At 43.8% G+C, this 22,605-nt stretch carries 17 protein-coding genes; 6 read left to right on the top strand and 11 right to left on the bottom strand.

Annotation, left to right across the window (positions count from 1 at the left end):
- Positions 1 to 108: 108 nt before the first annotated feature.
- The 4 genes from DKT73_RS02830 to DKT73_RS02815 all read left to right on the top strand — a co-directional run bounded on the left by DKT73_RS02830 (position 109) and on the right by DKT73_RS02815 (position 3,330).
- Positions 109 to 507 carry a YeeE/YedE family protein gene (locus tag DKT73_RS02830; RefSeq protein ID WP_111637061.1) on the top strand — a complete coding sequence of 133 codons (399 nt, stop codon included), beginning with the start codon at positions 109 to 111 and terminating at the stop codon, positions 505 to 507.
- A gap of 10 nt (positions 508 to 517) precedes the next feature.
- Positions 518 to 937 (top strand): DUF6691 family protein, encoded by a 420-nt coding sequence (locus DKT73_RS02825; RefSeq protein WP_111637060.1) that lies wholly within the window; start codon positions 518 to 520, stop codon positions 935 to 937.
- A gap of 267 nt (positions 938 to 1,204) precedes the next feature.
- On the top strand, positions 1,205 to 2,371 hold the full coding sequence (locus DKT73_RS02820) for a type III PLP-dependent enzyme (protein ID WP_111637059.1): 1,167 nt from the start codon (positions 1,205 to 1,207) through the stop codon (positions 2,369 to 2,371).
- A gap of 95 nt (positions 2,372 to 2,466) precedes the next feature.
- On the top strand, positions 2,467 to 3,330 hold the full coding sequence (locus tag DKT73_RS02815; RefSeq protein ID WP_111637058.1) for an MOSC domain-containing protein: 864 nt from the start codon (positions 2,467 to 2,469) through the stop codon (positions 3,328 to 3,330).
- 101 nt (positions 3,331 to 3,431) lie between these two features.
- Here DKT73_RS02815 and DKT73_RS02810 read toward each other — a convergent pair whose 3' ends face one another.
- Positions 3,432 to 5,018, bottom strand: coding sequence for an ABC-F family ATPase (locus tag DKT73_RS02810; protein ID WP_111637057.1), 1,587 nt, complete (start codon positions 5,016 to 5,018; stop codon positions 3,432 to 3,434).
- Between the two features lie 308 nt (positions 5,019 to 5,326).
- On the opposite strand from DKT73_RS02810, the gene DKT73_RS02805 reads away from it, so the two are divergent.
- The gene (locus DKT73_RS02805) at positions 5,327 to 5,821 is read left to right on the top strand and encodes a cyclic nucleotide-binding domain-containing protein (protein WP_111637180.1); all 495 of its coding nucleotides are present in this window, start codon (positions 5,327 to 5,329) and stop codon (positions 5,819 to 5,821) included.
- A gap of 46 nt (positions 5,822 to 5,867) precedes the next feature.
- On the opposite strand, the gene DKT73_RS02800 is transcribed toward DKT73_RS02805, so the two are convergent.
- From DKT73_RS02800 to DKT73_RS02755, 10 genes are all read right to left on the bottom strand, one after another.
- Complete coding sequence (locus DKT73_RS02800) at positions 5,868 to 6,221, bottom strand: RidA family protein (protein WP_111637056.1); 354 nt, start codon at positions 6,219 to 6,221, stop codon at positions 5,868 to 5,870.
- Positions 6,222 to 6,317: 96 nt separating this feature from the next.
- Entirely contained in the window at positions 6,318 to 6,926 is a 609-nt protein-coding gene (cobO, locus tag DKT73_RS02795) for a cob(I)yrinic acid a,c-diamide adenosyltransferase (protein ID WP_111637055.1), read from the bottom strand.
- A gap of 81 nt (positions 6,927 to 7,007) precedes the next feature.
- Complete coding sequence (gene metH / locus DKT73_RS02790; protein ID WP_111637054.1) at positions 7,008 to 10,742, bottom strand: methionine synthase; 3,735 nt, start codon at positions 10,740 to 10,742, stop codon at positions 7,008 to 7,010.
- Positions 10,743 to 10,897: 155 nt separating this feature from the next.
- The gene (locus DKT73_RS02785) at positions 10,898 to 12,469 is read right to left on the bottom strand and encodes a coiled-coil domain-containing protein (protein ID WP_111637053.1); all 1,572 of its coding nucleotides are present in this window, start codon (positions 12,467 to 12,469) and stop codon (positions 10,898 to 10,900) included.
- Positions 12,470 to 12,668: 199 nt separating this feature from the next.
- On the bottom strand, positions 12,669 to 15,302 hold the full coding sequence (pepN, locus tag DKT73_RS02780; RefSeq protein WP_111637052.1) for an aminopeptidase N: 2,634 nt from the start codon (positions 15,300 to 15,302) through the stop codon (positions 12,669 to 12,671).
- Positions 15,303 to 15,312: 10 nt separating this feature from the next.
- Positions 15,313 to 16,137, bottom strand: a complete 825-nt coding sequence (locus tag DKT73_RS02775) for a DUF2797 domain-containing protein (RefSeq protein WP_111637051.1) — start codon at positions 16,135 to 16,137, stop codon at positions 15,313 to 15,315.
- Positions 16,137 to 16,418, bottom strand: coding sequence for a YeaC family protein (locus tag DKT73_RS02770; protein WP_111637050.1), 282 nt, complete (start codon positions 16,416 to 16,418; stop codon positions 16,137 to 16,139). Before DKT73_RS02770 ends, DKT73_RS02775 begins: the two co-directional genes overlap by 1 nt.
- A 53-nt stretch (positions 16,419 to 16,471) precedes the next feature.
- Positions 16,472 to 17,341 (bottom strand): rhomboid family intramembrane serine protease, encoded by an 870-nt coding sequence (locus DKT73_RS02765; RefSeq protein WP_111637049.1) that lies wholly within the window; start codon positions 17,339 to 17,341, stop codon positions 16,472 to 16,474.
- Between the two features lie 62 nt (positions 17,342 to 17,403).
- Entirely contained in the window at positions 17,404 to 18,285 is an 882-nt protein-coding gene (locus DKT73_RS02760; protein ID WP_111637048.1) for an NAD(+) kinase, read from the bottom strand.
- A gap of 131 nt (positions 18,286 to 18,416) precedes the next feature.
- Complete coding sequence (locus DKT73_RS02755; RefSeq protein ID WP_111637047.1) at positions 18,417 to 19,355, bottom strand: 1-aminocyclopropane-1-carboxylate deaminase/D-cysteine desulfhydrase; 939 nt, start codon at positions 19,353 to 19,355, stop codon at positions 18,417 to 18,419.
- A 156-nt stretch (positions 19,356 to 19,511) separates the two neighbouring features.
- Between DKT73_RS02755 and ydiJ the strand changes: the two genes are divergently transcribed.
- On the top strand, positions 19,512 to 22,589 hold the full coding sequence (ydiJ, locus tag DKT73_RS02750) for a D-2-hydroxyglutarate dehydrogenase YdiJ (protein WP_111637046.1): 3,078 nt from the start codon (positions 19,512 to 19,514) through the stop codon (positions 22,587 to 22,589).
- Positions 22,590 to 22,605 lie beyond the last annotated feature (16 nt).

The following is a 22,605-nucleotide window of genomic DNA, read 5'->3' as shown; positions in this document are numbered from 1 at the left end:
TTTCCATAGGGTACTACAATAAAAATTATTCATATTTTAATGCAATATATTAGACATTGCTTATGAATATAAATTAGAATATTCTAATATTAATATAAGGATCAAACTATGGACACCATCTTTAACCCACTAGTGGGTGGCTTACTAATAGGCATGGCGACGGTCATTTATCTCCTAAGCCTTGGTAAAGTGATTGGCATTAGCGGCATATTATCCCAGCTACTTTTTAGCAAAGAGCGATTGTTGCCATTTTTATTCATTGCCGGACTGATAATAGGTGGCAGCGCCTACGGCGTACTAACCGAGCAAACGGTCGCTTTTCCCGAAACAAGAAGCCCTCTTCTTTTAATCGTTTCTGGACTGTTGGTTGGATACGGCACTCGATTAGGAAGTGGGTGTACGAGTGGCCATGGCGTTTGTGGGATATCTCGACTTTCACCTCGATCTTTGGTTGCCACTTTGATTTTTATGACCACCGCCATCATCACCGTCAGCATTCTGAACTAGGAGTTCAATCATGTTCGCTTTTATCACTTTTTTCTGCGGCTTATTATTTGGTTTAGGATTAGCTTTTTCTGAAATGACCAATCCTGCTGTGGTATTGGGTTTTTTAGATCTCTTTGGAAACTGGAACCCATCACTCATCATCGTCATGGTCAGTGCCATTGCAGTGGGCATGATTGGCTACTTCATTAAAGGCAAACGACTAACGCCGCTCTTTGCCAATAAGTGGCAAGTGCCTTCTTTAAGGCAAATTGACAGGAAATTGGTCATAGGTTCTGCTTTATTTGGTATTGGTTGGGGAATAAGTGGTTACTGCCCAGGCCCAGGACTAACCGCGCTGGTTAACAATCCAAATGAAGGAATTTATTTCATTATTGCGTTAATAATCGGCAGTGGCGCACACCATATACAAACGCGTATAGTGAAAATGTAAAGAAAATATTGCTGAAATAAAAAGGAGACCGCTATGGTCGCTTTTTTTTGCCTTAAAATATGAAAAAATACTTGACCAGAGACGCCTTGCGTCTTAAATTTCGCCCGCGTCATTGCTGAACATAATCCGCACCGCTTCAACTGCTGCGCTAGTCGCTTAAGGCCATAGAGCCGGATAAGTAACAGCCATAAGTAGGACGTGATAGAGTAAAGGCGTTTACTTATTTTAATCGGTTTATGTTTTGCATAACTAAGGAGCTTCCAGCCCATGACTATTGATGTCAACTCATTCTATACGCCAGAGCGTTTTGCCCGTTTTAAAGCGTTTGCAGAAACCAAAGACACCCCTTTTGTTGTTATCGACACAGAAATCATCGATGAAGCCTATACAGAATTAACAAAAGGTTTCCCGGTAGCGGACATTTTTTATGCTATTAAAGCAAATCCAGCACCAGAAATTCTGACTCTTCTACGCGATCGTGGCTCAAACTTTGATGTGGCATCAAGATATGAGTTAGACAAGCTGTTTGCTATTGGGGGTATTTCCCCTGATCAAGTCAGCTACGGTAACACCATTAAAAAAGCCAAAGACGTTCGCTATTTTTATGAAAAAGGCGTTCGCATGTACGCGACTGACTCTGAAGCCGATTTGCGCAACATTGCCAAAGCCGCTCCTGGCTCACGTGTATATGTTCGCATTTTAACTGAAGGTACCGTGACAGCAGATTGGCCTCTTTCACGCAAATTCGGCTGCCGTCCAGACATGGCGATGGACCTACTGGTTCTTGCTAAAGAATTAGGCTTGATTCCGTATGGTATTTCTTTCCATGTTGGCTCTCAGCAGCGTGATATCGGTGCATGGGATGCTGCGATTGCAAGCGTCAAAGTTATCTTTGAACGTCTCAAAGAAGAAGACGACATTGAATTGCAAATGATCAATATGGGCGGTGGATTCCCAGCCAACTATATTGCGCGTACTAATGACCTTGCGACCTACGCTGAAGAAATCACACGCTTCCTAGAAGAAGACTTTGGTACAAACCTACCTCGCATCATTCTTGAGCCAGGTCGTTCTTTGATATCAAATGCCGGCGTTCTAGTGAGTGAAGTGGTGTTGATTTCTCGCAAGTCACACACAGCGCTAAATCGCTGGGTCTTCACTGACGTTGGCAAATTCTCTGGTTTGATTGAAACCCTAGATGAATCCATCAAGTACCCTATCCATGTTGATAAGGGTGGTGAGCTTGAAGAAGTAATCATTGCTGGCCCAACGTGTGACAGCGCTGACATCATGTACGAAAACTACAAATATGGCCTTCCTCTGAATTTGGCCATCGGTGATCGTATGTACTGGCTTTCCACTGGCGCCTATACAACAACTTACAGTGCTGTAGAATTTAATGGCTTCCCGCCTTTGGCTTCTTACTACTTGTAACAATATTGGCTAGAAATTAAGCCTATAAAAAAAGCCTCAGAATGAAAATTTCTGGGGCTTTTTTATTGGCATCAAGATCTCGCTAAGCAATAATAATGCATCACTTACAAAAGGATTTTTTCTTGTATTCCGTCAGCGAACTTACTATTTATCCAATTAAATCCATTCAAGGGATTGCACTTCAATCTAGTCTAGTAAATGAGACTGGTTTATGGGGAGATCGACGCTACACCCTTGTGACGCCAGAAGGTGAACTCATCACAGGGCGAACACATCCACAGCTGACCTTGGTAACGGCCAAAAAACTGACGGACTCTACATGGCTGCTGTCCCACCCAAATATGCCCACATCCCTGACTTTAGATTTGACTCATTTTTCTCAAGATTACGCAACAATAACCGTTTGGGAAAATACGGTAAACGCACAGCGGACGCTAGAGGAAGCCGATAAATGGTTCAGCCAAGTGACTGAGGAAACCACTCATTTGATGTATTTTGGTGAGCAGTCAAAACGTTTTACCAAACGCCGCCCTGAGGTTTCAATGGGCTTTGCCGATGGATACCCCTTTCTATTAACGACTGAGGCTTCACTTTCAGAGCTAAACAGAACCTGCCCACAAAGAATTCAGATGGCACAATTTCGGCCTAATATTGTGATTCAGGGCAACTCACCATTTGAAGAAGACAGTTGGAAACGCATTCGCATTGGCAGTGTGGAATTTGAAAACATCAAACCCTGCGTACGTTGTATTTTTACGACACTGAATCCTCAGACAGCTGAAAGAATTCCGAAAGGAGAACCGTTAAAGACATTGGGAAAATTTCGCCTTCTCGACGGAAAAGGCATCACATTCGGCGCGAATCTTATCGCACTTAATACTGGTACCATTCACATTGGCGATGAGGTTGAGATACTAGAGTACCAAGAAGCGCAAAAGTACCAAGACAGACGCAAGTAAACCGCATATTGCTTGATATCACATACTTGGCTCAAAACAAAAAGGAAGACTAAATACAGCCTTCCTTTTTTTATTACCACGCTATAACAAAGAGCCTGTATTTACGCTTCTTGCTTAGCCAGATACTCGTCGTATGTGCCATGGAAGTCCACGATACCAGCGCTGGTTACTTCGACAATGCGTGTTGCCAATGACGAAACAAACTCACGGTCATGACTGACGAAAATCAAAGTGCCTAGATAATTCTCAAGCGCTAAGTTCAAAGACTCAATAGATTCCATGTCCATGTGGTTGGTTGGTTCATCCATCACAAGCACGTTCGGTTTTTGCAACATCAGTTTGCCGAACAACATACGGCCTTGCTCACCACCAGACAACACTTTAACGGACTTTTTAATGTCGTTTTGCGAGAACAAAAGACGCCCTAAAGTACCGCGAATAACCTGTTCGTCGTCACCCTCTTGAGCCCATTGTGACATCCACTCCATCAAATCCACATCTTTCTCAAATTCGTGATGATGGTCTTGGGCATAATAACCAATATTAGCATTTTCAGACCATTTCACATGGCCTTTCGTTAGCTCAGTATCGCCCACCAAACATTTTAGCAACGTGGTTTTACCGATACCATTTGGCCCGATAACCGCGATACGCTCACCCACCTCAACCATCATGTTTAAGCCACTAAACAATTCTTCGTCGTAAGATTTGGCAACATTCTCAATTTGTACCGCCATACGATGTAGCTTTTTCTCTTGCTCGAAGCGAATAAATGGGCTTTGGCGACTAGAAGGCTTGACCTCTTCCAACTGAATTTTATCAATTTGCTTTGCACGAGAGGTCGCTTGTTTTGATTTTGATGCGTTCGCAGAAAAGCGACTTACGAAGGATTTTAGCTCATTAATTTGCGCTTTTTTCTTCGCATTATCAGACAGTAGACGCTCACGAGCTTGTGTCGCGGCAGTCATATACTCATCATAGTTACCAGAGAACAAACGCAACTCACCATAATCTAAGTCCGCCATGTTTGTGCAGACTGAGTTCAGGAAGTGACGATCGTGGGAAATGATAATCATGGTGCAATTACGCTCTACCAAAACCCCTTCCAACCAGCGAATGGTATTAATATCCAAGTTGTTCGTCGGCTCATCCAGTAGAAGGATTTCAGGGTCAGAAAACAAAGCTTGCGCCAATAACACTCGTAATTTTAGGCCAGGAGCCACTTCACTCATAAGCCCATAATGCTGCTCGATTGGAATACCAACCCCTAGCAACAACTCACCGGCACGAGCGTCAGCCGTGTAACCATCCATCTCGGCGAACTCTGCTTCTAAATCCCCTGCGCGCAAGCCATCGGCTTCCGTCATTTCTGGGTTCGCGTAAATAGCGTCTTTTTCTGACTTAATAGCCCAAAGCTCTGTGTGCCCCATGATCACAGTATCAATAACAGAATATTGTTCGTAAGCAAATTGATCTTGCTTCAATTTACCAAGGCGTTCATTAGGATCTTTCGAAACGTTTCCAGAGCTTGGTTCCAAGTCACCACCAAGAATTTTCATGAAAGTGGATTTACCACAACCATTCGCACCGATAAGGCCGTAACGTTTGCCTTCTCCAAATTTCACAGAGACGTTTTCAAAAAGAGGTTTTGCACCAAATTGCATGGTGATGTTAGCCGTCGTTAACAAAGTATTCTTCCGTTTATCATGAGGTAAATTAGAGCACGCCAGTCTTAAGTCAATAAAACTGCCAGAGCGTAGATGACATGGCTCATTATCGCACAGTTTGACAATACTCTTTAAGAGCGAAAACGCATATTACACAAAAAAGCTGGAACTTACTGTTACATTGAGCCTCATAAGTGTTACCAGAGAATACAAAATACACCTATCGTTATTCGCTAAATAGGCCTAAAACTATAATTATTGTGTAGGCTCTTTAGAAACGTATTTTGTAGCCGATGACATAAAAAGACCCAATAGTGGCGGAGGCAAAAGTGAAAACCGTCTTAAAAAAACAAGTAAGGTACGACATATCACCAACACATCTAAAAGAGGGTTCAATTTTTGGCGCCCTCTCTGATGGCGCCATTCAATTCTTATTAGAAAATGGCGTGCTGCACAACGTTAGCGAGGGGGATGAGATTTTTGCCTATGGTAGCAAAGGCAATAGCTTTCACGCTGTGCTGCATGGCAAGCTGGATTTTTACAAGCAACATGGCGAAAAGAAAACGCGTACTCGGACCATTACCTTCGGCGAGGCGATTGGCTTTGTTTCTATGATTGCGCTGCACGAACGTGTTGGTAGTCTTTATGCTTTAGAGGACTGCTTACTTCTGGAGATCTCCAGTCAATTGTTCAGTGATTTTCACGATCAGTATCCGTTTGATTTTGGTATTTTACTGATGAATTTATCTAGGGATATGGCACGAACCATTCGCGTATTAAGTAACGCACTGGTTGAAAACGATGTTGTCGTGAAAAGGAATTAGAATAGACTAACGAGTGCGTGATGAATCGTTAGTCTATTTAAGCGAATTAGGGTAACGCAGCAACCACCGATATTTCGACCAATAACTCAGGGCGAGCCAATCGAGCTTCGACACAAGCTCTAGCGGGAGCATGCCCTTCAGGAATCCAGGAATCCCAAACAGCGTTCATAGCAACAAAATCTTTCATGTCTCGAAGATAAATGGTTGCAGATAATATGTAAGATTTATCCGTACCAGCTTGCTCAAGCAAAACATCTACCTTATCCAGCATGGTTCGTGTCTGCTCGGTAATGTCCGTATTTGCATCCGCACCAACTTGGCCACACAAATACACGGTCTCATTGTGCTTAACAATCCGACTCATGCGTTGACCAACTTCCATGCGCTCAATGGTTGCCATAAAAACCTCTATTAGATTGAGAGTTAAAGATTATAATCTTGTTATTATTAGAATATTTTGCAAATCACTAGCCGACTAATATAAAACGACAAGGCATTAAAACTCCAGTCCTTTTTGCGCTTTTATTCCTCTTTTGAAGGCATGCTTTACTTCTTTGATCTCGCTGACCGTATCAGCCAGTTCGATTAAGGCATCAGAAGCCCCTCGACCAGTCACCACAAGGTGTTGATTATCCGGACGATTCATCAGGGCTTGAATGACCTTATCCTCAGGCAAATACTCATAATGCAATAAATAGGTCAATTCATCGAGTACCACTAAATCGATGCTAGAGTCGGTCAGCATCGCGGCAGCTTTTTCCCACGCTTGCTCAGAAGAAGCAATATCAGATTCACGATTTTGTGTTTCCCATGTGAATCCTGCTGGCATGATTTCCCACTGCACCTTGTCTTGCTGTTTGAAAAAATCGATTTCGCCTGTGTTCCATTCGCCTTTCAAAAACTGAACCACTCCCACTTTCATGCCATGACCTAAAGCCCGAGCCACCATTCCCAAGGCTGAACTCGATTTGCCTTTGCCATTGCCCGTCAAAAGAACAAAAGTCCCCTTGTCTTCTTGCGCTTTCGCAATGCGTTTGTCTACATGAGACTTAATGGCTTGCATGCGCTTTTTGTGCTGCTCTGGATCTTTGATTATTTTTGACATGTAAACACCCATTAAAAATAGAAAACCCAACCTGCGTTCATGACCGTCACAGATTGGGTTTTACAAACATGATTAAGAAAGTTAGATGCGATCGTCTTCTGGGTCGTAACCTAGATTAGGGGCCAACCATCGCTCGGCGTCATCTTTACTCATTCCTTTACGCTCTGCGTAATCATCCACTTGATCTGGCCCAATTTTACCCACACCAAAATAAGTGGCATCTGGGTGGGCAAAATACCAACCACTCACTGCAGCAGTTGGCAACATAGCAAAGCTCTCAGTAATTTCCATATCGATTCTTTCTTTCACACCTAACAGTGTCCAAAGCTTGGCTTTTTCAGTGTGATCAGGACAAGCCGGATAACCAGGAGCTGGACGAATACCTTGGTACTTTTCTTTTATCAGTTGCTCATTGGTTAGCGCTTCGTTTTGTGCATATCCCCAAAATTCTTTACGCACTTTTTCATGCAAATATTCCGCTGTTGCTTCGGCTAGACGGTCAGCCACCGCTTTGATCATAATGGAATTGTAATCATCGTGATCCGCTTCATATTTTGCTACAAGAGGGTCAATGCCAAAACCAGCGGCACAAGCAAAAGCCCCCATGTAATCCGCCACACCACTGTCTTTTGGTGCCACAAAGTCTGCCAAACTGTGGTTATATTTTCCTGGCGCAGTCAATTCATTTTGAATACGTAAGAAAGACAGACGTTCAACTACTTCGCTGCGGGATTCATCCGCATAGATTTCAATATCATCGTGATTGACCTGATTCGCAGGAAACAACCCAACAACCGCTCTCGCTTGCAAAGAATGGCTGGCAATCACTTCATCAAGCATTTTCAATGCATCGTTATACACTCGGGTCGCTTCCACACCAACGATTTCATCGGTCAATATACGTGGATAGGCACCCGCCAGCTCCCACGTTTGGAAGAATGGCGTCCAGTCAATGTAAGCTTTCACCTGATTTAGGTCGATGTCGTTCTCTGTCAAAACTGTAATACCGAGCTTCTTAGGCTGAACCACATTGCCATTGAATACGATCGGAGGTTTATTCTGACGCGCCTTATCCAAGGAGACTCGACGCCCAGCTTTGGCTCGATCTTTATAGCGAATGCGAGTTTTTTCGTAATCGGCTTTAATCTCGTCAACAAACTTCTGACGACGCTCTTTGTCTTTACTCAACAAAGCGCTGGCAACGCCCACACTTCGGGAAGCGTTAGTCACATGCACGACTTGATTACGCTTGTAGTTTTGTTCAATTTTAACGGCCGTGTGAGCTTTTGATGTGGTCGCACCACCTATCATCACTGGCAAATTAAACCCTTGGCGCTCCATTTCTTTCGCTACATGCACCATCTCATCCAGTGACGGTGTAATCAAGCCAGACAAACCAATCATGTCTGCACCCTCTTCTTTCGCCGTACGCAAGATTTTTTCGGCAGGCACCATGACGCCAAGGTCGATCACTTCAAAGTTATTACATTGCAAAACAACACCGACAATATTTTTACCTATATCATGTACGTCACCTTTTACCGTTGCCATGACAATCTTGCCATTACTAGACGATGCGGTATCCATGTTAAGACGTTTTTCTTCTTCAATAAAAGGCATTAGATAAGCAACGGCTTTTTTCATCACTCGCGCCGATTTCACCACCTGGGGCAAAAACATTTTACCAGAACCAAATAGGTCACCGACTATGCTCATACCATCCATCAAAGGCCCTTCGATAACCTCTAATGGACGAGCAAAAGCCTGACGCGCTTCTTCTGTGTCTTCGTCTATAAACTCAGTAATCCCTTTCACCAGAGCATGACTAAGACGATCTGACACTGATAACCCTCGCCATTCTTGGGTTTCTTTTTCAGCCACTTCGCCATTGCCCGCAAACTCACCTGCCATGGCCAGCAAATTATCCGTTGCATCTGGAGTACGGTTAAGCACCGCGTCTTCTACGGCATTACGTAACTTAGGCGGAATGTCTTCATACAGGGCAAGCTGGCCTGCGTTAACAATCCCCATCGTCATACCTTGCTTGATCGCGTGATACAAGAAAACAGCATGAATGGCTTCACGTACCGGGTTATTACCACGGAATGAGAAAGAAACGTTCGACACCCCTCCCGACACTTTGGCATAAGGCAATTCACGAGTGATATCGCCTGTGGCTTCGATAAAGTCCAAAGCGTAACGGTTATGTTCTTCAATCCCGGTCGCGATAGCAAAAATGTTAGGATCGAAAATAATGTCTTCTGGTGGAAAGCCTACTTCGTCCACTAAGATGTGATACGAACGACGGCAAATCTCAATTTTACGTGCGCGGGTGTCCGCTTGTCCGACTTCGTCAAATGCCATGACGATCACCGCAGCACCATATTTCATTAGCTTACGAGCTTGCTCACGGAACTTATCTTCGCCCTCTTTCATACTGATAGAGTTAACGACGCCTTTGCCTTGAATCCATTTCAAGCCAGCTTCGAGGATTTCCCATTTAGAGGAATCCAACATGATAGGCACCCGTGATATATCAGGTTCAGACGCAATAAGCTTAAGAAATCGTTCCATCGCTGCTTGCGAGTCCAGCATGCCTTCATCCATGTTGATGTCGATGATCTGTGCACCGTTTTCAACTTGTTGGCGAGCCACATCCAAAGCGGTATCAAAATCGCCCTCTTTAATAAGACGTTTAAACATCGCTGAGCCTGTTACGTTGGTTCGCTCTCCAACGTTAACAAACAAGCTATTGCCGTCAATGTTAAAAGGTTCAAGACCAGACAACCGGCAGGCTTTTTCAATTTCAGGAATAATGCGAGGCGTCGCATTGGCAAAGGCTTTAGCAAAGGTGGCAATGTGCTCTGGTGACGTTCCGCAACAACCACCAATGATGTTCAAAAAGCCAGAGTCCACCCAACCTTGAATCTCCTCTAACATTTCTTCTGGCGACTCATCGTACTCACCAAATGCATTAGGTAAACCGGCATTAGGGTGAGCTGAAACGTGTGTGTCGGCAATACGTGAGAGCTCTTCAATGTATTGACGTAATTCTTTTGGCCCCAGAGCACAGTTTAAACCCACTGAAATAGGCTTAGCGTGAGAAATCGAATTCCAGAACGCCTCGGTTGTTTGACCGGATAAGGTACGACCAGAAGCATCCGTAATGGTGCCTGAAATCATGATTGGATAACGAACACCATTTTTTTCAAAATAATCCAATACTGCGTAAATAGCGGCTTTGGCATTCAGTGTATCAAAAATAGTTTCGATCAAGATGATGTCCACACCACCTTTAATCAAACCATCTACAGCAGTGGTATAGGCCGCAACCAGCTCATCAAAATGCACGTTGCGAAAACCTGGATCGTTGACATCCGGTGAAATAGTACAGGTGCGGCTCGTTGGCCCGACTGCACCCGCCACAAAACGTGGTTTACTGGGATTTTGTTGCGTAAATTCATCTGCGGCTTCGCGAGCCAAACGAGCCGATTCAAAATTTAATTCATAGCTTAAGTCTTCCATGTGGTAATCCAGCATGGAAATATGGTTAGCATTGAACGTGTTGGTTTCGATAATATCGGCACCAGCCGCAAGATAGCTAGAATAAATGTCTTTAATAATCTTTGGTTGAGTCAAAGAAAGTAGATCGTTGTTGCCTTTTAAATCGCTGTTCCAATCCGCAAAACGTTCGCCGCGATAATCTTGTTCTTCTAATTTATAGCCTTGAATCATGGTGCCCATGGCGCCATCTAGAATCAAAACATTTTCAGCTAATCGTTTCTCAATAATAGAATACGAATCGGACTTTACCACGCTCACCACCTCAAAAAAGAATATGCGAAGGTACTATACCGAAAAGTCATGCTTTTCGCGTTGAAAAAAAGTAATGCGGAATTGAATGATACGAGGGAGAGAATGGTAGAGCCGATATTACATATCGACTCTACCATCACCTAGAGACAAAAGACTTAAGAATTCAGCTCTTGGTTGTTTTTTGCTTTATTGATACGACCAATCAGGAAGCCGCCTAGCAAGGCAAGTAAAACAGCCCCCACCCAATAACCGTACTTTTCAAACCAGTTAGTATTGATCAAAGATAGAGTTTCATTACCTCGGTAAACCTGCTTCTGAATCGTCTGATCTTGGAAATTAATTTGCTGCGTCACAAATAAGTTCAATTGCGCATCAGGTTTTTCGTTCAAACCCGCCACACGCCAGCGCCATTGCAAACGACCATCTTGAACCACGGCCGTAGCTATCCGATCACTTACCATCTGAATATCGCTGTCTGTTACGAGTTCAGCTTGATAGCTCTGCCCTGATAGTGAAGGTTGAACTTCTGCCGACACCAAAATTTCAAAGTTATTGTGCAAAGAAACTTCGCTTGGCAATTGCCATTGAACATTTCGCAACGTTGAACTCATTTGCAACTGCAGAGCATCTATCGCAGCGGCAATTGAAATGCTGCCGTTCTCTTTAGCCTCTAGTGCTTGCTGCGTACTGACTAAACGAGCAGACAACGCCTCAAGCTCTGCTTGACTCGTAGCAAGCGCAGCACTAGCTGCATTCAATTGCTCTGTCAGTAACGCATTATTCTGTAAGGCTTGGGCCAATTTTTCATCCAGTGCCTTCCAACGAGCCGCATAATCAGCGCCTTCGTCTAGAGCGGATTCCAGCCTCAATACGTCATTTTTATACTCATCAATAAGCGCCTTTTGTGCCGCCATTTGCTTTCTTAAATCGGCAAGCTCTACGCGCATCTGAGCATTTTCACGCTCGTAGCTCGCGTTGTCATCTGTCATCAACGCCGCCTGCGCGTCTACTGATGGCAACGCCTCGACTGAGTCTTCACCGCTTAAAGCACGAATTTTATCCCACAAAACTTGATGCTGAGCTCTTGCATCTGATAACGCGCCTCCCAACATCAAGTTTTCTTTTTTCAACGCACTGAGTCTTTGTTGATTCAGTTGATTATCTGCTTCTAAATTCGCGTATTTCTTTTGTAATTCAGTGTTATCACTCAGTAACGCCAGATAACTTTGCTTAAAGTCATCTTGTGACGTCGGCATATTTTCTAAACTAGACACTTGATTCTTGAGCGACGTGTTCTCATTTTCCAACTGACTGATTCGGCGAACCAATAAATCATTATCCAATTTTAAGGCCGCATAACGAGACTCTAAAGACTGGCGTAATTTTTTCTGTTCCTCTAAAGCCAACAAATTTTCGGCATTGTTCGCTGACTTTTGCAAAGCCGCTATTCTGGCGTCTTTTTCATCTAGGGCTTTATTGAGCGCAAACAACTGTGTTTTGTTCACCGCCAACTGCTGCTGAAGCGAATCAATGAGAGAAAGCTTAGAGTCTAATACTCGTTCCAACTCAATCTCTTTTGGGCTAACGGCAGTGCTCTGTGATGGCAATTCGATCTGATTATTAGCAGATTCAACAATACCGTCGGTTTGCTGGCGTGACGTTGTGCTACAAGCAGACACCAGCAGGCCCAAAGTGATTGGAATCAAAATCGTCGTACGTGCTTTCATTTTTCACTCCTTAAATAAAATCAAGGTCGACAATAGGTTAACACTCTTATGCCAGATTTACGTACAGAATGCAAAGAACAGGTAAAGAACTTTGAATTAAGACCTAAAAAAACCCTTACAGTAAAAGCCATAAGGGTTTTTGATTGTTTTTCATACAAAATCAAAAACATTCAACGAAAGGCGACAAAGACTGATGCCATTAAGCCAAGCTTTTAGAAACAACCTCATAAACGTCTTTTGACAAATCTTCGGCCAAAATACGCTCAAGCTCTGCTTTCATTTTTACACTTAATTCAGGCTGCAATTTTTTCCATCGAGTCAAGGGTGTACAAAGTCTAGAAGCAATTTGTGGATTGCGCTTATTCAACACGATAATTTGATCAGCTAGGAACTGATAACCACTGCCATCCGCCTTGTGGAAACCTGAAACACTTTGACCAAAGCCGCCCAACACAGAACGCACTTTATTTGGATTTTTCAAGTCAAAGGCTGGGTGATCCATCAAACCTTTAACGGTCATCAATGCATTCTCTTGTTCTTGACTCGCGCTTAACATCAACCATTTATTCACAACCAAGGGTTCCGCTTTCCATTGCTCATAAAAAGCGGCCAATAGCTCAGCGGCCTTACTGTGTTGCGAATGAACAGCAATAGACAAGGCAGAAAATTGATCCGTCATATTATTTGCTGTTTGAAATTGCGTCATCAGTTCTTGCTGAGCAAGCTCACTCCCAGCTTCTACCCAATAGGATAACGCTATATTTTTGAGCGAACGGTGAGCAATGTCTTTTGCTGTCGCTTGATATTCACCGTGGATGGTATGTTCACGGTACACACGTTCAAAATCCGCAGATAATGCACTGGCTAACTGTGCTTTTAAGTATTGACGCGCTTGCTTGATTGCAGAAGGATACATTGGGTTAGCAAGTTCGGATAAATACGCTTGGCTTGGTAACGCTAAAATGAGAGCTACCATAGCAGGATCTAACGTCTTATCATTTAATAAGGTTTTAAAGCCATGAACCAATTGAGAATCAATCGATAAATCTTTTCCATCAATTGCTTGATTGATCAGAGTAGTCAGCTCATTAACTGCCAATTGTTGTGACGCACTCCAACGATTAAAACCATCAGAATCTGCAGACAACAACAGCAATAAATCTTTCGACGAGTAGTCATAACGTAATTTTACGGGCGCCGAAAAACCACGTAGCAGAGACGGCACCGGACGAGACGTCAAACCAGTGAAGACAAACTCTTGCTCATTGGCTTTCAAATGCAACACGTGGTCTTCTGCTGCGATATCGTTTATCTGCGCAGAAAGCGCGTTGCCCTGTTCGTCCAACAAACCAACCCGCACAGGAATATGCAGTGGCAATTTCGTTGGTTGCCCAGGGGTTGCTGGCGTATGCTGCGACATGGTTAAACGATATGTCCCCGTTGCCGCATCAAAGCGGTCAGTAACAGTAACGACAGGCGTTCCGGCTTGCGAATACCAACGTTTGAACTGAGATAAATCAACTCCGGAAGCATCCTGCATAGCCGCAACAAAATCATCGCACGTCACGGCTTGGCCATCATGACGGTCAAAATACAAATCGGAGCCCGCACGAAATTTGTCTGCGCCTAACAGCGTATGAATCATACGCACAATCTCTGCGCCTTTCTCATAAACGGTCAATGTGTAAAAATTTGAGATTTCAATAAAAGACGCGGGGCGAACAGGATGCGCCATTGGGCCGGCGTCTTCTGCAAACTGCGCTGTTTTTAGAAAAGAAACATCCTCTACCCGCTTCACTGTCTCAGAATGCATGTCTGCAGAGAAGGTTTGATCACGGAAAACCGTAAAACCTTCTTTTAGGCTGAGTTGAAACCAGTCTCGACATGTCACACGGTTACCAGACCAGTTATGAAAATATTCGTGAGCAACAATCGCTTCTACGCGTAAGTAGGTATCGTCCGTGGTGGTTTCCGGACTGGCTAACAAGCAAGATGAATTGAAAATATTCAGCCCTTTGTTTTCCATCGCGCCCATATTAAAGTCATCGACGGCAACGATCATAAAAATATCCAGATCGTATTCACGCCCATAGGTTTCTTCATCCCATCGCATGGAACGCTTTAGAGCCTCCATCGCGTAATCGACTTTGTCGATATTGTGAGACTCTGTGAATATTTGCAGTTTAATATCGCGCTTACTTTGCGTGGTAAATACATCATTTTTTACCGCCAAATTTCCTGCCACTAAGGCAAAAAGGTAAGCTGGCTTAGGAAATGGGTCGTGCCAAACCACAACCGTTTTTCCTTCGTCTGTTTTACCGCGTTCCACTTCATTGCCATTAGACAACATAACCGGATAGCGAGCTTCATCGGCAATAATAGTGGTAGTAAAAACAGACATCACATCAGGACGATCTAGATAATAGGTAATATGACGAAAACCTTCCGCCTCACACTGCGTACAGAACATGGAAGACGAGCGATATAAACCTTCAAGACGCGTGTTGTTTTGTGGTTCAATCAAGGTTTCGCAGGTCAGAACAAATTCATCTGCAGTCGCCGTAATAATCAGTTTGTCTTCACTAATACGGTATTCTTCTGGCGGCAATTCGTAATCGTCCATCGCAACACCAATCAATTTAACGTCTTCACCGCCGTCTAATATCAAAGGTGCTGTAGATTTACCAAATGCGGGATTACGACGCATGTGAAGACGCGACGTAACGATGGTTGTCGCTTCGTCTAAGTCGAATGTGAGTTCTGTTTTATCGATTAGAAAAGGAGGAACTTTATAGTCTTTTAAATAAATCGCCGATGGTTGACTTTCTTTCATGTGCTCGCTCCTAAAAATTCAATGTCGCTTGATAACCAGTGTATTTACGTATGTTTATCACACCAGTATCCAGCATCCAATATTGGCCTTTAATCCCCATTAAAGTCCCTTCAATGAGAGGCGTTTTTTCTGCGTTGAGACTGGTGATTTTGGTGGGATATTCTAAAACTGGGTATGCAAATTCATGGGTTTCGTTTTCATCGGATAAATCCGTAATGGATTGCAATCCAAACTCATGCTGCAAAGCATCTAAACCTTCATAAAGTCGATCAATGAGACGCTCTTGTTCCTGTTCAAGATCCATTTCGACCGATGACCCTTTGAGCATATTTCGCCAGTTGGTTTTATCCGCTACTTGAGTTTTGAATAAGGTTTCAACTAATCCAGACATTCGACGATTTTGCACTCTGAACAGCGCTCGTGCTTGCGTAGCGCCTTGATCTATCCATCGAGTCGGTAATTGATCACCACGAGTGATCCCCACTTTTAATGCTGAAGAATTCGCCAAGTACACATAGTGACTTTGCATACAATACTGTTCGGCCCATTCAGGCTCTCGGCATGTCCCTAAGTGGAAATGGCATTTCTCAGGGCTCATAATACAGGTATCACAAGCGGCCAATTTACGAAAACAATTAAAGCAAAAACCTTGGCTAAATGATTTCTTTGTAACCTTGCCACAATTTACACAATGAATGGTTCCATCAAGATGCAAAGCAACTTTTTTACCCAATAAATCGTTGATTAAAACGCGCTCATTGCCCAGTTCTAAATGATAATAAACTTGACCACTACGAACCTCAGTTGACATCTTTTTAAGATTGCCTTGCAACATTAGGCCTGCCCCTCAGGGCCATCGCCAATCCATTTGATGGTATCTTGCTCTTTAGCGGGGTCTTTTTTACCAATACTTTTGTGACCAGTGGTGTCAATGTACCCCACACGATCTTTCTCTTCTTTGTTACTGTAATCGTATGTGATAACCGCTTGTAAGCACAATTCTGTTTGCTCGGGGGTCAATTTCACGCCATTTGACCACTTTCCAAGCTCTACTGCTTGCTTTAGTCTGACATAAACTTCAGGCGACATATTGTCGATCATTTCTTTAAAATTCATTTTCTCTCCCTACCTTTAGGCAGGCTGCTATTAAATATAAAGTGAAATACACATCAATTATAACGGTGCTTGGTTGCTAACCAGTATACAAGACCTAATGCTAATCCAGACAGCAAGCCAATGCTGTGAGCGGTGTTAGCAATACTGCCAAGCCCTATCATTTCAGGGAATGGCGTATAACCTACCCCTAACCAAACCACAAAAAACACCATCAACTGTTTGCTAATAATGACTGGCCAACGCTTGTTGAGCAGAGGCAAGAGCCAAGCAAAACCAATCAAGCCATATACCACACCAGACAAACCGCCAAATAAAGGGTATTCACTTATCTGGTATTGCAAAACGTTACTTAGTATAGCAATGATGGCAACGCCGATACTCCAAACAATCGAGCCTAAAATGCGCTCTAATTTCCCACCAATATCCCATACCCATAAGGTGTTAAAAACAATGTGCAGCACACTAAAATGCAACAATGCTGGCGAGAAAAGTCGCCAATATTCGCCATCGGAAAGGACATTGGCTAACGTAGAGAAATAAATGCGGCCATCCATAATGTGAATTGAACTAATGGTAAAGTAACTGACGGCCTTGATGTCTGCACCGAGTTGAGTGATCACGGCCACCAGCAAGGTTAACAACAATAAGATTGTCGTCACTGGAGACCGTTTGAGCTGATTAGAAATTCCGCCCGTTGAACCCCTTCTCACTTCAGCCGCAGGTTGAGCCTGCTGCAACAGAGAAGGATCCTCTTTCCAAATATTGATTAATTGCTCAACAACAGGGAGCTGCCCTGGATCCAGTATCCACAACTCATCATAACCTTGTGCTGAAACAATCTGATGGGCCACTTTATGTTGCCACAAAGCTTTGGTTAACCCTGTAGGGTCTTCTGTCTCTTCAAACCGATAGACTAAATACATGGAGCCCCTAAAAAGGATATTTTCATTAAATAATAAAAACCTGCACAAAACCCAATTTGACTTTAAGGTCGATAACTGGATTGCCAGCCTAGCTTGTCACGGCACACGTTATAAAAATCGTGATTTTTAGGATGTATCAAACGTATACCACCGGTTTTCTTAGTAATGTGAATTTCATCACCTGGGGCCGCGGTAATATTGAGTTGACCATCGCAACTCACACTTGGATAGGTTAAGTTCGATTCACATACCACAATCCGAATTCGCGCATTCGCATCAATGACGATAGGTCGATTACTCAAAGTATGTGGGTGCATTGGTACCAAAACCAAAGCATCTAATTTTGGAAGCATAATGGGACCACCTGCAGACAGTGCATACGCCGTCGAACCGGTCGGCGTCGCGACAATGAGACCATCGGATTTTTGATTCATCACAAATTGATCGTCGATAAACAAGTCAAAACGAATCATTCGAGCGGACTTGCCAGGATGAAGAACCAAATCATTTAACGCAATGCCTTCACCGCTAGGGCGATTTTGACGTTTGATTTTTGCTTCTATCATAAAGCGCTTTTCTTCTAGGTATTCACCACGAAAAATAGGGTCTAACTCTTCTCGTAAGTTATGAGGTGAAATATCCGTTAAAAAACCCAATGTCCCTCGGTTGATGCCTAAAACGGGGATATCGTAATTGCATATTGCTCTGGCTGCTCCTAGGAAACTACCGTCCCCCCCGACTACCATCACCATATCGCAGTGATCGCCTAATTCTTTTAGAGCAGATGAGGCGACTTTCACACCCGGCATCATGGTCGCCAGCTGATCTTCAAGCACTGGCGCTATGTCTTTTTCTTGAAGATACTCCATCAGCTTCTTAACCGTATCAAGAATCTGAGGCTTGTCTAACCGAGCAATAATACCAACACGTCTAAAAAGACTCATGTGTCATTCTCTTCCCGTCTATCGATGCAAACAAATCAACCCACTCAGTGTTTATAACGGTTTTTATTTTTCATGTGGGTCTACATAAGTTGAGCAACTTTAACATGAAGACACCGACTATCGCCATCTCGTTAAGAATGCACATAGGGATTAGTCTGTTTTGAATAGCCTCGCCACCCCTGCAGTCCCCCTGTATGAATAAATAATGTACGACGATACGGCCATATACCGCTATCCATTGCTTTTATAATGGCGAACATGCTTTTGCAGGTATAAACGGGATCGAGAGGGCTATTAGGATTAGCCACTGCAAATGCCCGCATAAAATCAATTAATGCAGGACTGTGCTTTGCATACCCACCTTCGTGGCAATCGAAATGGAAGAACAGTTTTGCATCAAGCTGTTTTTGGCCCATCGACTCTGATGATAGCTCTTCAGCCAAACCTAAGATTACATCTCGTTGAGCGGGCTCACCCTTTAAAGCACTGAATACATGTAGATCAGGCGTGTTGAGATTAGACAGCAACCCTGCCGCTGTTGTCCCCGTTCCAGAGGAGACAACCCATGCATCATATCCATTATCAAGCGCACCGATGTCATTTGCCCAATCACGGCATCCCATTGCCCCAAGAACCCCACCACCGCCTTCTGGAATCCAATAAACATCACCGAAGTGATGGTTTATCTCCATGACCAATGGTGAATTCATAGCAAGACGATAATCCGAACGAGAAGAAGGCCATAATTCAACACCATCGTCGGCCATATCTTTTAAAGACGGAGTTAATTGAGGCTGTAATTCCCCACGAACAACTGCTACGGCTTTGAAGGGTAAAGGTTTGAGCGTTTTTCCAAAAGCATGGAGATGGTTTGAGAATGGCCCACCAAAAGTGGCAATCACCGAGGCGTTTTGTTGCTCAGCGGTTTTGAGATGATGTTGCAATTTATGCCATTTATTGCCTGGCGCGTTAGGATGCTCCAGATCACCGCGATACATGTCGATTTGATATTGATCACGAGAGGATTGCTGACAATATGCGGGTAAAATAATAGGCTGAATGAATGACACAAATGGATCCAGTTACATAAATAAATACGGCTTAATGATAACACGAGATATTTGGATGATTGAGTACAATTAAACACGTTTCTTAATCTACAAATTTCACTCTCAAGCCCGTTTCTTTGTTAAAATCTGCGCACTCATCATTTGTGGAGATGAAACATGATTCCAAAGCTTTCTGAAGTCTCGACTATTCAGGCCAAATACCTTTCTTTTATTGAACGCCTGAAAGCTTCAGGATTCTCAGGAGACACCCATCCTGATTACGCCAACCGTGTTGTACTTTCAACCGATAACTCTATTTATCAAGTGTTGCCTCAAGGGGTTCTATTCCCAAAGAATATTCAAGATATTCAACTGTTGGTTCAACTGTCGAATCAGGAAGAATTCAATGACATAGTACTAAGCCCCAGAGGCGGCGGCACTGGCACTAATGGTCAGTCATTAACAGATGGATTAGTCATTGATCTGTCCAAACACATGAATAAGATTTTAGAAATTAATGTCGAAGAAGGCTGGGCTCGAGTCGAAGCGGGGGTGGTAAAAGATCAACTTAACAAAGCCATTCACCCTCATGGTCTATTCTTTGCTCCAGAACTTTCCACCAGCAATCGAGCCACCATTGGTGGTATGGTTAATACCGATGCCAGCGGACAAGGTTCGGTAATGTACGGAAAAACACGCGATCACGTGCTTTCCCTCAAAACCGTCTTATTAGATGGCTATCTACTTGAATCAGCACCTATTGATGACAAAACGTTGGCAGAAATACAAGGTGGCAATGATTACGCTGCCCATGCTCATCGTGTAGTCGACAGCATTCAAAAAAATAAAGCCCAACAAATCAAAGAGACCTTTCCTGCCCTTAATCGGTGCTTGACTGGTTACGATTTGGCCCACATCCGTACCGAAGATGGGCGATTCAATATGAACTCGGTGCTCTGCGGCTCAGAAGGCACATTAGGGTTTATTGTTGAAATCAAAGTAAACCTCCTCCCCATTCCGACCTACGCAGCTTTAGTCAATATTCGCTACGATAGTTTTGAGGGCTCACTACGCCATGCCCGTAAGTTGCTCGATACCAAGCCAACGTCGATCGAAACAGTGGATTCGACCGTTCTCGGGCTTGCAAAAGGCGATATTATTTGGCATTCAGTTGCCGAGTTTTTTCCTGCAAACGCGGGAGAAGACACTCAAGGCATTAATCTTGTCGAATACACGGGCAACGATGAGAAAGAGGTTGCCGATAAAATCAAACTCCTCACGGATAAACTGGATGATTTGGCCAAACAAGGCAACAGCAGTGCTTTGGGCTATACCATAGCCATGGGGCATGACAGTGTTAATAAACTTTGGGCTATGCGTAAAAAATCCGTTGGCTTGTTAGGCAACGCCAAGGGAGAAAAGCGCCCCATTCCTTTCGTTGAAGATACCGCCGTGCCACCTGAGCACCTCGCCGACTTCATAATGGAATTTCGTGACGTATTAGACAGCTACAAAGTACAGTATGGTATGTTTGGACATGTGGATGCGGGCGTATTGCATGTTCGTCCCGCGCTTGATCTTAAAGAAAAATCGCAAGTGAAAAAGATCCGCGCCATCACGGACAAGGTGGTTGCTCTCACGCAAAAATACAATGGATTATTATGGGGTGAGCATGGTAAAGGCGTTCGCTCTGAATACGCACCTGAGTTTTTTGGGGAGCTTTATCCAAGCATTCAACAGGTAAAAGGCGCTTTCGACCCAAGAAATCAATTAAACCCTGGCAAGATAGCCACGCCCTTTGAGCTTGCTGCTAATTTATTAAAAATCGATGCTGTCCCGCTACGAGGTCAATTCGATCGTCAAATCCCCCTAAAAAACCGCGATCAGTTTCAGGAAGGTATGTATTGTAACGGCAATGGTGCCTGCTACAACTTTGACCCAAACGATGCTATGTGCCCTTCTTGGAAAGGCACAAGAGATCGTCGCCACTCGCCAAAAGGACGTGCTTCATTAATGCGAGAATGGCTGCGCGGAATGAGCCAACAAGGTGTAGATACGGTTCAAGCCAGCAAAAACGCGAAAGATCGTCGTTTTTTATTCAGCTTCTTACCAAGACTGAAAAACACCTTGGCAAAACGTCGTGGGGATTATGACTTTTCTAACGAGGTCCATGAATCCATGATGGGGTGTCTGGCTTGTAAATCTTGTGTAGGACAGTGCCCAATCAAAGTCGATGTTCCAGAATTTAGAGCAAAGTTCTTAGAGCTTTATTACAGCCGCTACTTGCGACCGGTCAAAGATTATCTGATTGGTTCATTAGAGTTTGTGATACCAATGATGGCGATCTTTCCGCAACCTTATAATTGGTTAGTTAGCCGCAGTTGGGTAAATCATTTCAGCAGCAAGTACATTGGTTTGTCAGACAACCCCAAACTGAGCAAGCTCAATCTAAAAAAAGAAATGTCGCGACGTGGCATTCGTCTGGCCACGCCACTCTCTATTGAATCCTTAAGTCCAAGAGACCGCTCTCGTGCTGTCATTGTCGTACAAGATGCGTTTACCAGCTATTTTGAAACCGAGCTGGTGCTGGACACCATGGAAACCCTAAGCCGACTCGGCTTCCAAGCGTACCTAGCCCCATACATGCCCAATGGCAAACCCTTGCATGTACATGGCTTCATGAAAGCATTTCATCGTACCGCGCGTAAAAACTTAGATATGCTCCAAAGCCTAGCCTTCTATGGTTTGCCTTTTATCGGCATTGATCCTTCTATGACGCTAACTTATCGGGCGGAATACGCTAAAGCGTTTGGTGATACTCGGCAAATCCCAAACATCCAGTTAATGCAGGAGTGGCTAATGAAAAAAAGCGACCACCTGATCAAACAACCCTTGGTGTGCGATAACACGACTTATCACCTAATGACACACTGCACCGAAAAAACCAATGCGGCAGCGTCCATTCAAGATTGGCAAAAAATTTACCGCATTTTAGGACTTGAGCTAAATGTGGAAAATGTAGGTTGTTGTGGTATGGCGGGGACCTATGGTCATGAAACCACTCACAAAGAAACCTCGAAAACCATTTACGATTTATCCTGGAAAGAAAAAGTAACCGACCCTGGCTTACTCGGAAAACTCGTGGCAACGGGTTACTCTTGCAGAAGCCAAGCAAAACGCTTTGACGATGTTGAAATACCACATCCTGTGCAAGCGCTTTTAAAACACCTAAGAGACGCAACGGTGAGCAAATAGTCAAAATTAATGACCT

The sequence above is a fragment of the Marinomonas shanghaiensis genome (assembly GCF_003259175.1).
Lineage (GTDB): Bacteria > Pseudomonadota > Gammaproteobacteria > Pseudomonadales > Marinomonadaceae > Marinomonas > Marinomonas shanghaiensis.
This window is presented reverse-complemented; position numbering and strand designations above follow the sequence as displayed.